At 37.5% G+C, this 13316-nt stretch carries 10 protein-coding genes; 1 reads left to right on the forward strand and 9 read right to left on the reverse strand.

The window, feature by feature from the left end:
• Position 1: 1 nt before the first annotated feature.
• The 5 genes from EPU_RS00795 to EPU_RS00815 all read right to left on the reverse strand — a co-directional run bounded on the left by EPU_RS00795 (position 2) and on the right by EPU_RS00815 (position 6283).
• On the reverse strand, positions 2 to 772 hold the full coding sequence (locus tag EPU_RS00795; RefSeq protein WP_010165842.1) for a DUF2225 domain-containing protein: 771 nt from the start codon (positions 770 to 772) through the stop codon (positions 2 to 4).
• 149 nt (positions 773 to 921) lie between these two features.
• Complete coding sequence (locus tag EPU_RS00800; protein ID WP_010165843.1) at positions 922 to 1137, reverse strand: DUF2508 family protein; 216 nt, start codon at positions 1135 to 1137, stop codon at positions 922 to 924.
• Between the two features lie 75 nt (positions 1138 to 1212).
• A complete protein-coding gene (locus EPU_RS14445) occupies positions 1213 to 2841 on the reverse strand; it encodes a flagellin N-terminal helical domain-containing protein (protein WP_029487738.1) in 1629 nt (542 codons plus the stop codon).
• A gap of 24 nt (positions 2842 to 2865) precedes the next feature.
• The gene (locus tag EPU_RS00810) at positions 2866 to 3291 is read right to left on the reverse strand and encodes a hypothetical protein (RefSeq protein ID WP_156778353.1); all 426 of its coding nucleotides are present in this window, start codon (positions 3289 to 3291) and stop codon (positions 2866 to 2868) included.
• Positions 3292 to 3370: 79 nt separating this feature from the next.
• Entirely contained in the window at positions 3371 to 6283 is a 2913-nt protein-coding gene (locus tag EPU_RS00815; protein ID WP_029487741.1) for a DUF6240 domain-containing protein, read from the reverse strand.
• A gap of 212 nt (positions 6284 to 6495) precedes the next feature.
• Here EPU_RS00815 and EPU_RS00820 point away from each other — a divergent pair, with 212 nt between their 5' ends.
• Complete coding sequence (locus EPU_RS00820) at positions 6496 to 7818, forward strand: HlyC/CorC family transporter (protein WP_044149139.1); 1323 nt, start codon at positions 6496 to 6498, stop codon at positions 7816 to 7818.
• Positions 7819 to 7829: 11 nt separating this feature from the next.
• On the opposite strand, the gene EPU_RS00825 is transcribed toward EPU_RS00820, so the two are convergent.
• The 4 genes from EPU_RS00825 to polA form a co-directional block, all read right to left on the reverse strand.
• Positions 7830 to 9383 carry a peptide ABC transporter substrate-binding protein gene (locus EPU_RS00825; protein ID WP_010165848.1) on the reverse strand — a complete coding sequence of 518 codons (1554 nt, stop codon included), beginning with the start codon at positions 9381 to 9383 and terminating at the stop codon, positions 7830 to 7832.
• 82 nt (positions 9384 to 9465) lie between these two features.
• Positions 9466 to 10011 carry a lytic transglycosylase domain-containing protein gene (locus EPU_RS00830; protein ID WP_010165849.1) on the reverse strand — a complete coding sequence of 182 codons (546 nt, stop codon included), beginning with the start codon at positions 10009 to 10011 and terminating at the stop codon, positions 9466 to 9468.
• A 74-nt stretch (positions 10012 to 10085) separates the two neighbouring features.
• Complete coding sequence (gene coaE / locus EPU_RS00835; protein WP_029487745.1) at positions 10086 to 10676, reverse strand: dephospho-CoA kinase; 591 nt, start codon at positions 10674 to 10676, stop codon at positions 10086 to 10088.
• 20 nt (positions 10677 to 10696) lie between these two features.
• Entirely contained in the window at positions 10697 to 13294 is a 2598-nt protein-coding gene (polA, locus tag EPU_RS00840) for a DNA polymerase I (protein WP_029487746.1), read from the reverse strand.
• Positions 13295 to 13316 lie beyond the last annotated feature (22 nt).

The following is a 13316-nucleotide window of genomic DNA, read 5'->3' on the forward strand; positions in this document are numbered from 1 at the left end:
GCTATTTGTGGAATTTACTAATTTTAGTTTTTAGTTCCATGGCGCGATCCTTTAATTTAGGATGAACACCAACATCAATTATGAGAGAACTCAATAGGCGTAAGGAAGTGCTATAATCTGAAATTTTATAGGATAGCACTGATGTTGTGTATACAGATTTATGAAAATCAAAACCTAATACAGGATAATTATCGGTATCTAACGATAACTTGAAGCATTCATATGCGTTCTTGATAAACTCTGTTTCGTCATCAAATTGCTTGAGATCTTGGTATAGCCAAGATATTCTTAAACATAAAACAGCTTTTTCTATATTTTTGCCATTCCTAATTAAACATTCTGCCAATGCAAGTTGGTATAAATCTAAGGTATAGTTTATGCTTCGAATTTCTTCGATAGGAATAGGAAAATAATTTGGGCAAATTTTGGTCCGCACTGCAGCTCGCTGGGTTGGCAAAAGAGTAGCAAAAGATGCATTTAGTGCTGTATGCCCACAAGGGCAGCTGATAACATCATAAAGCATTGGATCAACTATGCTATAATGTGTACGCAAATCTTCATCAACATTTTGTAATTGATTTTTGCCAGATTTTATAGCACTAGAATAGAAATCTTTGTTACAAATGGGACAGTGGACCTTGCGTTGATAGATTAAATCTGCTTCAGTAAGTTCATTAAGATTAGATGATGAAAAATTAGAGGGCTTATCCACTAATGTTAAGTTAGCCAAATTGTCAAGTCCAAATTTTGAAAAATCTTTAAATAATGCCATTTAATTAACCACTCCTTTATAAATATAAAAATATATATATCAAAAATTTATGTACTAAAAAAAAATAAATACATTAAGATTATATCATAATTAACAAAAAAAGGATACACTAAAAATGATCAGCGCATCCACGAATTATTAATAATTATTTAGCTGTAGTATAACTGTTTTAAACGATTTAGTAAATAGCTGTGTTTTATTTGGTTTGCTTTATAAGCATATGTGTAGTAATCGAGCAAATCAGGTTCAGTTGTATTTTCAAATTTATGCAATGTGGTAGCTAAGTCTTTTTGGACATCACCAACTTGTTGTTTCAATGATAATTCTTCTTTACGTTGCGTTTCGGTTAATGTTTTTTCTTTCATACAAATCACCTCCTATATGTGGAAGTATTGACATAATTTAGGAGTTTAATACTATGAATCGAAAAAAATTACATATTAACTTTGGAGTAATTGAAACACTTGTTGCGGACGCTGATTTGCTTGTGCGAGCATAGCATTAGCGGCCTGAGAGAGTATGCCGTCCTTAGTGAATAGTACCATTTCTTTTGCCATATCTGTATCTTGAATTCTGGATCGGGCACCGTCGAGATTTACAGAGTTGTTACTAATATTTTTGACAGTGTATTCGAGACGATTTTGAGTAGCACCAAGATATGCTCTTCGCGATGAAATTTCAGCAATTGCTCTATCGACTGCACCTAATGCAAATTGTGAATCTTCCATAGTAAGCAATGAAATTCCGTAGCGATTTTCGTTTGCTGCAGTAAGAGGATCATCGTTTAAGATAAGGTAATCTGTAAATCCATATATTGGAGTTTTGCTAGTAAGTCCCAAAGTATCTGGCTTGGATGATGCGATATCTATTTGGGTTAGCTGATTTGCTTCGGAGCCGGTTTGAACGGAAAGTTTTAAATCAACAAATCCACCATCATAGCCAGCAAGATAGTCTCCGGCAATTCCGGAATTCTTTGCGGTAAGAACCATTGGGTCATATGAAGTACCCATATTGACAGTGTCGAGATGAAAATTCGGATACTCTTGCCCTYTAACTMTTGATGCTAAGTCAAAGTCTAATAAATATGAGCCATCTTCTTTGGTTGTAGGAAYTCCGACACCGGCACCGTCGTATTCTCCGTTATCATAATCTTCACGGTCATAAAATTCAAACACTACGCCATCAATAGTAAATCCTGAGCCTGCCTGAAATTTATGAGGCTCTGGATCATGAGGTCCGCTGTTGATGCTTGGCAACACAATTTCGTATGTGGCATATTCTTTACTATCAATACCCTGGGTGATTTGCTTGGTAGCAATAGAGCTAGTTGTGACAGTAATGGGATTTGTATTTGCCGAAGATCCTGGATTTTTTGCTGTGATAACGAGATCTGTGCCTGTAGGATCTATGTTAAAATTTGGTAAGCTTGCATAGGACAGATCTTTTTTCCAATCACCTTGCAAATCTAATCCGATAGCTGTAGGGTCAGCAAGGGTAGTCGATACTGAACTATCATAAAATTCAAACGGTTGACCATCGATATTAAATTTATCGCCAGGATTAGGCATATYGAGGCTGATAGAGTATTGGGCTTGTAGGCCGTTATATTTGCCGGTTTGAGTAATTTGAAAACCGCTGTCAGCAAGCTCTTTGTCCCCAGATAAAATTTTATGCTGATTAAAGTCGGTTTCATTGCTAAGTCTGTCTAATTCTTTAATAAGCTCATCAACTTCAATTTGGATCTTTTCGCGGTCGGCATCGGTGTATGTTTCGTTTGCAGATTGAACAGCAACTTCGCGGATGCGCTTGGTAATTTCATGTGCAGAGCTTAGAGAGCTTTCTGCTGTTTGAATCAATGAGATCGCATCTGAACTATTGCGGCTTGCCTGAGCTAGTGAGTCAAGTTGCGCGCGCATTTTAAGTGAAATCGCCATTCCTGCGGGATCGTCTTTAGATGAGCTAATTTGTAATCCCGAAGAAAGTCTTTCCATAGAGCTAGATTGTGCTTCGTTGGCTTTGTTGAGTATATTAACGACTTTTAGTGCAGGTATGTTATAGTTAATTTTCATAGTGAATGCTCCTTTAATGTTAAGTTAAATAATATAGCCTCGATTGTCATTTCCTACCACAAATTCGTTTATAGAAGACCGTCCGTAAGTGAAGCCGGCATATATGTTTTCTGCATTTTGGGTAGTTGGTTTAAAATCTAAATTTAAGTTTTTAATGGCAACATAGCCATCGCGAATGTGCGACATGATTTCTGCCGCATCGGCATAGTCGCCTTCTATAACCAATTTCTGAATAAAGATATATAGATCAAAAAGGTCGTGGGAAAGCGCAACAGACATATCCAAATTTCCRATTAGCACCGTCAAAACTTTTAAGGCATCTTTTTTATAAGGAATGCTTGCAGTATTATTGGCTGCCAGTGCACCAAYTTTTTCCAAAAATAAATCATACGTAAGACAAAGCAATTCAATTTCATTCGCAGCTGCGACCTGAGCTACTGTTATCATCATACACCTCGCAATCAATTTGTTCGAAAAATAGAATAAGTTGCTTTAATACTTCTAAAATATTATCTTCCATTGAAGCCTCCTAGACCACTAAATTGATTAAGGAATCATCTGCGACAGTTGACGTTTCGGCAGTAACTGATTCTGCAAGTGAAGTAAATACYGCTTGAGTAACAGAGTATCCCAGGGATTCGATCATCTTTACTAGCGCCGAATCGCCGGCTTGAAGTCTGTTGGTTGCGTCATCAGAAGAGGTAGTGATTTCGTATTTTACTGTATCGTTTGCTATACGCACATTGGCCGTAACGGTGCCGAGGTTTTTGGTATCGTAGCTGATTGCCGCGTTTAGGGTATCTTGGTCATGTGTATCATTGTTGATGTATAAATTTACCATTTTGGCAACACCATTTATGGTAATGGGGAGCTCAAATGAATTGCCCGTCTGATTTAATTTTTGTAAAAAGGTAGTCATTTCGTGTAGATTTCTATTTTGATCATATGTAGCAGTGTCGCCATTGGACATTGCATCGGATGCGGTTTCTTCGGCTTGATCAGAAGCGGCGGCTAGTTCTTGCTCTAGCTCTTCGAAGCTTTCGGGGAAAAATTCTTCCTTTGCAAGTGCAGCGCTAAATTCTTTGGGTTCATTAATAAATTTATGCATCAAATAGATGTTGTTGATGGTTACTGGAATTTCTTTTTCCGCAAGCATATCGATAACTTCCGGTGCGACATGTTTGGCAACATCGAGTTTTTCTTTAAAGCTATCAGGAAGCGTATCATAATCTGTAAATTTGCCAAGCTCTTTTTTGACCGCAGCTTTTACAAAAGGGAAAATAGTACTTGATACTTTTGACGCAAGGTCTGGAGTGTTGAGATCAGTTAATTGGCTATTTTGTATAATTTTTGCRAGATTAGCAAGTTTTTTGTTGGAAATATGAGCGGTATCCATGCGTTTTTTTGCTGTATCTGCAGCTATTTTGAAGCCCTCGATCTCTCCAAACAAATTATCTATAGATGCATCAATACCCGTAGATGCAGTCGTGGCATGTTTGACAGCTGCTTGCAAATTGGCCATATTGAGAGATAGCTCGTTTTTATTGATATATCCTATCACGGCATCTTTATTTTTTGAGATAGAATTTAAAATTTGAAACATTCCGATAAGCTCTTGCTTTTGAGACTCATTTATTTGACCCTTTTCCTCGAGAGCAACGATAGAGGCGGCGACGCTCTTTTGCATTGCGGGAATTTTTTTATGGGCAGCAAAAGCGAGAGACTCATCAATTGATTGGGTATAAGGATTGATGCCCTCTTTGATCATAGATGCAACAATTTCTGGGGTCATTTCATCAAAGAAAGCGGTCATCTTAGCTGCAATGATCATAGTGGAGTTTAGTTCATCTAGTGTGATTTCGTCATTGTTAGCAACAAGAGCCGTTGCCGCCTGAATAGATAGAGGTGTAACTTCTATATTATTAGCAGCCAAGACACCTGCTATTTGTGATTTAACGGTATTGATACTTTCACCCAAATATGCTTGAGGTGTGAGAGCCTGYTCTTCGTATTTGGAGAGTATGTGATCAAAATCTGCCAATGTTGCAGCTTCATCTGATTGAATCTGAATGAATAGTGAAGCATCGTTGTTATATTTCATTCGCGTAACTACACCCAGAGTTTCTACCGTAGATTGTTTATGAGCAACGTCTAGGTTAATATTATCTAGTGCAGTTTCAACTTGCTTATTTCGTTGTGCAGTAAGTTCTAAAGCGATTTTGGAGAGCTCGGTACTCTCAAGAGGTAAACGCTCGCTGATATTTCGCGCAGCTTGTAAAGTGAGATTGGCACGAATGGTATTGATTTGTGAACGAATTTCTTTAACTTTTGCCGCAACATTGGATTCAAAAACTAAACTTTTTGTAGCCTCATTGCTTTGTTGAGAAACTGTAGTTGATGCTGAGTCTGTTGMAGGCGACGTATTTGTTGTAGTTGTAGCATCTGCGTTTGTTGAACCAGCGTCAGTAACTGCATCTGATGAGGATACTGAAGAGCTTGCGAAAGGTGATATTCTTGTTGAATCTGCATTTGGTGTTGCTGTAACAGGCGTTCGATTTGTTGYAATTGAATTTGTAGTAGTTGTTGCATTTGTTGTAGATATTCGTGATATATTTGCATGTATAGCTCCTTTTGTTTCGTGAGAAATAGGTGCTTTAACACGAGCGGCTAGTGAATGAAATGTGATAGCCTCCCCTGCAATAATAGCCTGCTCGATGTCGGTATCAGACACAGCAGTTAAAGTATCAACAATTTCTTGCATATCCATCTCGGTATAGAGCATCTTATTGTCTTTGATAAGAATTTCGTTTGCCTTTTCAACAATAGAGGCATCATCATCTGGATCTGGAAGGTCCATCATCTCAACGGCACTATAAATATTTTGCATCTTGGCAACGTTAGTCGCGCAGACATCTTCACCAATGGACATAAGCTTTTCGGCGGCCCAGGTGTTCCCTGCTGTAACCGGAAGATTATTTAAGTTGAGTACTTTTTCGGTGGTAGCAGAATCCCCAACAAAGGAAGTGTTATTTGCCTGACTATAACTTCCGATGTATAGAGAGTTTATAGTTATTATGTCGTCATGCATCGCAGTTTTATACATTCCATCTGTATGCTCTTTTAGACGGCGTATTTTATCGGCGATGGCATTTTCGTCGTTCGAAATTTTGGTATCCGCAACAAAAAAYTCGTACTCGTTAAGCGGAATATCATCAACATTAACGCCAGACGATGATAGTGCAACAACTTTATCTTGATCAACTGTAGGTGCAACAAGTTTTTCGAAATCTTTTTCGGTATAAGTTTCGGTATAAAGAGTAGTTAGATCATCTGAAGCTGCCGTAGGGTAATAGGGATCTGATGTTTCGGGTTGTGGCGCAGCAGATGGCATGGTAAAATATGTGTATTGCGCAATCTTTGTATTAGAAATATTTTCTATCATAGAAATTCCCTCCTATTTCATAGACTATATCGGCAACAAAAAATGAAAGTTTAATAAACTTGGCACAATTGGTGTATGCTAATATTGGTAATTAAGAAATAACTGAATATTTTGTCGTAAAGCAAATGGAATCTGCATATACTAAATGTATATGTACGGCTATAAAAAAAAATATATAGTAGATAACTATGGTAAGTGGAAGGGGTAAGTAGATGGAAGAAGTGATAGCGCAAACGGGATTGACATCAGCTTCGTGGATACAAATAGGAATCGTGGCAATATTGATAGTGGGTTCTGCATTTTTTTCTATGTCAGAAACAGCGCTTATGTCAGTTAGTAAAATAGATGCAAGACATATGGTATCACAAAATATTAAAGGAGCGAAGCTAGTTCAAAAATTAATAGATGATCCCAAAAAATTATTGGGGGCAATACTGGTGGGAAATAATTTAGTAAATATAGGAGCGACATCGCTGTCAACGGTGCTGGCGACAGATATTTTTGGGAGCGCAGGTGCGGGAATAGCAACAGGAGTGATGACCGTATTGGTGTTAATCTTTGGKGAGGTAACGCCAAAATCGATTGCAGCACAAAATCCGCAAAAAGTTGCAGTAATAGTGGCGCCAGTTATTGGACTGGTAGTAACAGTTCTTTCTCCTATAGTAAAAATTATAATGGCACTATCAAATATTTTAATTAAACTTGTTGCAGGGTCGGCAGATAGCTCGAATGCATTTATGACAGAAGAAAAGTTGAGAACCATTTTAACAGTAAGTCACGAAGAAGGCGTAATAGAAGCAGTGGAAAAAGAAATGATTACAAATGTATTTGATTTTGGGGATTCATTTGCAAAGGACATTATGATTCCAAGGACGGATATGGTAGCGATCGACGTAGATGCTACATACGATGAAATTATTCAATTGTACAAGGAGTATCAATTTTCTAGAATGCCAGTATTTGAAGAAAGCCACGACAATATTGTTGGAATGATTTATATCAAAGATTTGTTGCTGCAGCAGTTTAATCAGGACAATTTCAATATAAAAAATGTGTTGCGCGAGCCATATTTTGTGCATGAATTCAAAAGAACAGCAGAGTTGCTAAAAGAACTTCGTCAAAAGAAAATAGTGATGGCATTTGTGGTAGATGAGTATGGGGGCACATCAGGGCTTTTRACATTAGAAGACTTGGTGGAAGAGATAGTGGGAGAATTGGAAGACGAGTATGATATTATTAACGAGAACTTTGTTGCAGTGGGAGAAAATGAATATATAGTAGATGGCAGTTCGAAAATTTCGGATTTTAATGATAGATTGGGATTAAAAATAGAATCGAACGAGTATGATTCGGTGGGAGGATATTTAATTGGGTTACTAGATAAATTTCCACATGATGGGGAGGTAATAGAAACCGATGACATTACATTTATTGTGGAAGAGGCATATAATAACAGGATTAATGCAATTCGTGTTATAATTAAGCCAGAAGCAATAGAAGCCCAAAATGCAAACAACGAAAATGAGGAGGATTAAGCCCTCCTTTTTTAGTGCCTAATTTCCCATAATTCTATATCTTTATATATATTTAGCGGAGTGGGAGTGATAACACCTGTGATGCGTTTGTGAGTAATGAGAGCTCCACTTTTAAAGAATAAGCTGATATATGGGATCTGATCTTGGATATATAATTGCAGTTGGTTATATGCGTCTAGGAGGTTTTCTTCTGTTGCTCTAAATGCGAGATCGAGAAGAGTGTCCATTTGCGGGTCTTTGTAGTTTATAAAATTGTCTGCAGCAGAATGGAATATAAATGAAAAGTCAGGGATATACGAAAATTTCCAACCACCCAAAAATAATTCAAATTCCCCATCGTCTATCCTTCGGCTAAATGTATTGGCATCTACAAATTCGGGGATAATTATTATACCATGGTCYGAATACATTTTTACGATTCCTTCGGCAATAAGCTTTCTCTCGAAATTATCTTCGTTTACAAGCATTCGAAGCCGAAGAGGCTGCTCTTCTGTGAAGCCAGCTTTGGTAAGTAAAAGTGGAATGATATCGCGCGACATGGTTTCTTCGTAGTGATTATATAAGTAGCTATTTGGGTTGATAGGAGTGCTTGCAGCAGAGCCATTGCCTAGGTAGTATATATTTACTAATGCTTGCTTATTTAATGCATAATTTAGTGCGTAGCGTACGTTGAGATCTTTGATTATTGAGCTGTTAAAGTTTAAGCCAATAAACTCATATTTATTTGTCGCAATTTCGTATATTTTGTTGGAAGATTTTTCATATTTGCCCCAATTCATGACTTCTGTATATACAGCATCGACTATATCTCTATCGAATGCAGATAACATGGCAAGATGGTCGGGAGCGTAATAGACGTTAGCAAATTCAATTAAAGGAGCACCCTTAAAATAATTATCATTTCTAACAAGACTTAACGATTTTTGAGGGGTTTGTTGCACGAATTTATATGCGCCACTGCCAACGGGGGCGGCGTTTAGATTGTTCTGATATATGTGTTCGGGAATAATAGGAAAAAATAGTGTTTGAAGCACTCCGCTAAATGGCGTTGAATAAAAAATTTGCACAGTGTTGGGGCTTAAAACAGTAGCATAAGAAATATTTTGTGAATTTAGATAGTAAACACTATTTTTACAATTTTTAAGTAATTGAATGGAGTAGACGACATCATCTGCGTCTACTTCGGTGCCATCGTGCCAAAACACATCGTCTTCTAAAACGAGAGTGACACTGCTACTATCATCGTTTATGGTATAATATTTTGCAAGATTTGGGCTGATGCTACCATCAATTTCTATATTTACGAGCGTATCAAATATTAGATTTAGCATTTGAGCAACATCGGCATCGCTATTTGTTATAGGGTTTAGCGTGGTGGGGATATTAGATGTAAGCACAATCGTGTCATCTGATTGKGAAGTATCGTGTAAAAATAAAGGATTTTCCGCTGGTTGAGATTTTTCGACAAAAACCGCATTGTTATGATGTGTATTTGGCTCATCTTGGCGAGATGAACAGCCCACTAATAAAGCAATAGTAAAAATCAAGTATAGTAATATTTTCATAGTTATCTTTAGAAACTCTCCTTTCAGGTAAATTTATCTATTTAGAGTTTAGACAGATTAAGAAATATTTAAACATGGAATATTAAAAAAAATATAAAACTCTATAAACAAAATAATGAAAATTAACTTTTATGACATAGTTATGCGTTTCTTTAAAGGGTATAGTATGTAGGGTCTGACCATCGTGACTATATTGTGTATTGTTAAGCCATTTAGCAACGTTGCCACTACCACCATTGTATGCCGCAAGAGCGAGATCGATATTGTTGTCATAATTTCTGATAAGTCTTGATATATACCAAGTTCCGATTTGCATATTGATATATGGGTCAAATAGATCATCTGCAGTGTAATTTTCGATTTTGAGTTCGGTTGCGGCCCATAGACCGGTTGGTTCCATAATTTGCATTAGCCCGCGAGCGCCGCTGCGAGAAACTGCGTTAGGGTCGAAGTGAGTTTCGGTTTGTATAATAGCATATATAAATAATTCGTCTAGGCCATATAACTCAGAAAGTTCTTCTACATACGAAAGATATGGTCGAGGGTATATTTTATAGGCAATATAAATACCGCTTAAACCCAAAATCAATACAAGTAATAATATATAAATTCGTATTTTTGTATTCATATAGATCTCCTAATTTTTGTGATAAATAATACTGCTATAGCAGTGGTGATAAAAGTAGCTATAGCAGCGTGTAATTAACAGAGTTTTGCTAACATTTTTTCGATTTGTTGCTCGAGATTTTCGATGGTACCGTCATTAAAAATTGTATAGTCTATGCGCTGAGATAGTTCATCCCAGGACTTTTGGCTATCAATTCGTTTTAATGCGTCTTCGTAGGATAGCGTGTTGCGATTCATGATTCGTTGAGTGCGCAGCTCGTCTGGTGCGTATACTCCAACTACTTTATCCGTTAGTTGATCAAGAGCAATTTCATATAATAAAGCCGAATCAATTAAGACGCAGGTATAGCGTTCAAAATCGATAGAGGCTAGTATATCTTTAATTTCTGAATAAATTTTGGGGTGCATAATTGCATTTAATTTGTTGAGTTGGTAATTATCTCCAAATACAACTGCACCGAGTAATTTGCGAACAATATTGCCCTTTGCGTCTAAAATTTCGTTGCCGAATGCTGAAACTACATCTGAATATGCATGGCCATGTTTATTTAATAATACRTGACCGATCTTATCGGCATCTATTACAAAAGTGGATGTTGCTTTAGATATCAACTGAACTATCGTACTTTTTCCAACACCAGTACCGCCAACAATTCCTATAACCATATTATCACCTCATATTTTTGTTATTTTGCAGCAAACCAGCTGTYGCCAGACTTTACATCTACTAGCAATGGAACTGCTAGCTTAACTGCACTCTCCATTTCTGTCTTGAGAAGCTTTGTAATATGTTCAATTTCGCTTTTGTGTACCTCGAGTAATAATTCGTCATGCACAGTTAAAATGAGGGTAGAGCGCGTTCCTTTTAATGCGTTGTGAACCTGTATCATTGCTTTTTTTATTATGTCTGCAGCAGTTCCTTGTATAGGCATGTTCATAGCAATTCGTTTGCCATACTCTTTTGTATTGAAATTGCTAGAGAATAATTCAACAATATTGCGTTTTCGATTTAGTAGGGTAACACCATATCCTGTTGCTTGAGATGTTGTTATCAATGAATCTAGATAATGTTTAACATTTGGATATTTAGCAAAATAGTTTTCAATATATTCCGTTGCCTCTTGGTTGGATACCTGAATATCATCTGCAAGAGAGAATGCGCTTATTCCATAGACTACACCAAAATTTACGGCTTTGGCGGCATTGCGTTGCGCTTGTGTGACAGTATCGACGCCAAATACTTCGCTTGCGGTTGATGTGTGTATATCGATGCCTTCTAAGAATGCGCGTTGCATGTTGGCATCTGCAGAAAGGCTGGCAAGAACTCGCAATTCAATTTGAGAATAATCGGCATCTAAAAAGACGTAGTCATCGTTAGACGGAATGAATGCGCGGCGAATTTCTTTGCCTAAGGCCAATCTAATAGGAATATTTTGTAAATTTGGCTCTGCAGAGCTGATTCTTCCAGTAGCTGTTACGGTTTGATTGAAAGTGGAATGAAGCTTGTTATTTTTGTCTAAAAGCTTGAGTAGCCCGACAACATAGGTGCTGTGTAATTTCTTATATTGTCGATACTCTAAAACTTTGGCAACAATGACGTATTTATCTTTTAGCTTATCGAGAATATTTGCGGCAGTGGAATATCCTGTCTTCGTTTTTTTGCCTGCAGGAATGCCTAGCTTGTCAAATAAAATTAAACCGAGTTGTTTGGAAGAGCTTATATTGAACTTTTCATCTGCAAGGGAATAGATATCTTGCTCTAATGTTGCAATGAGAGCATCTAGTTTTTTGCCAAACGCTGTTAAAAAAGCGGCATCTACAGTGATTCCAGCGATTTCCATATCAAATAACACTTCGATAAGTGGCATCTCTATGTCATAAAATAGGTCCAGCATTGATGCGTCGGTGAGTTCTTTGAGTTGCGCAGTTTGAAGCGTCCACATAGCAGAAGCGCGGGCACCTAGTTGTGCAACAATAATRTCCGAGGCAAGGCTTGCCCAGGTGATTTTATTTTTGCCAGTGCCAAGCAATTGATCGACATGTTTAATATCATATCCGGTTGCAGCGACAGATAATTCATAATCTGATTGTAAAGGATTTATCAAATAAGAAGCAATGGCCGTATCGAAAATATTGCCGTGAATATTTATTTGGTATCTATATAAGATATGTCGTAAATCCTTGCTATTATGAAGTATTTTTGAAATATTTTTTGCTTCGAAAAAATTCTTTACTGCTATTATATCATATTCCTGAGCTAGGTTAGCAGCAATAAAGTAGCAATTGCTTCCATCTGCAACGCCCATGTATAGTGTATCATTTTCTAGCACTGCAAAGACGGCGGCAGTATCGAGATCGGCAAGCACAGAAGTKGTAGAAACGGTAACGATGGAAGCAACATCAACTTGTGGCGCAGCAGGTATAGCGGAAAATTTTGTTAGCAGAGATTTAAATTCTAATTTTTCGAAGAGCTCTCTAACGGCAAGATTGTCTTCGAGCTTAAAGGAAAAGTCTTGCAATGTAAAATTTATGGGGATATCGATTTTTATGGTAGCCAAAAATTTACTATCATATGCAGAATCTTTGTAGGTTGCGAGGTTTTCTTTGAGTTTGGCACCTTTAATATTTTCGAGATTTGCATATAAGGTATCAATGTTTTTATATTCCGCGATAAGTTTTAATGCAGTTTTTTCGCCAACACCTTTTACTCCGGGGATATTGTCGGACGCATCGCCCATCAGTGCTTTTACATCTATCAATTCGGTGGGGATAACTCCATACTTGGCAACAACATCGGCGGCATAGTAGCTTTCGATTTCTGTACCAGTTTGTTTAGTTTTTGGAATCARAATCTGTATAGAATCGGTTGCTATTTGTAAAAGATCTCGATCGCCAGAAACTATAAGCACGTCATGTTTGGCAGCAGCCGCCGCGGTGGCAAGAGTTCCGAGGATATCGTCGGCTTCGAATCCTGGTGCAGAAATATGTGAGATACCCATGGCAGAAAGGAGATCTTGCAGTAGCGGAATTTGGGGCTGCAGCTCAGAAGGCATTGGCTTTCTGGTGGCCTTGTATGTGAGCGCGTATTGGTGTCGAAATGTAGGTGCAGCAAAGTCGAAGGCTACAGCTAACGCATCGGGCTGATGTGTATCTAGCAAATTGAATAATATTTTTAAGAATCCATAAATAGCATTTGTAAAGATGCCTTCTTTTGTGCTTAATAATGGCATACCATAGAATGCGCGATATGCAATACTAAAGCCATCTACTAACATAATTTTCATGACAATTACCTCGATTGTTTTC

Origin of the sequence: Candidatus Epulonipiscium viviparus (assembly GCF_000171335.1) — a bacterium.
In the GTDB taxonomy this organism is placed as follows: Bacteria; Bacillota; Clostridia; order Lachnospirales; family Cellulosilyticaceae; genus Epulonipiscioides; species Epulonipiscioides viviparus.

Coding starts and splice junctions, on each gene's coding strand:
- EPU_RS00795 (WP_010165842.1), bottom strand. CDS start 772: ATGGCATTATTTAAAGATTTTTCAAAATTTGGACTTGACAATTTGGCT.
- EPU_RS00800 (WP_010165843.1), bottom strand. CDS start 1,137: ATGAAAGAAAAAACATTAACCGAAACGCAACGTAAAGAAGAATTATCA.
- EPU_RS00830 (WP_010165849.1), bottom strand. CDS start 10,011: ATGAATACAAAAATACGAATTTATATATTATTACTTGTATTGATTTTG.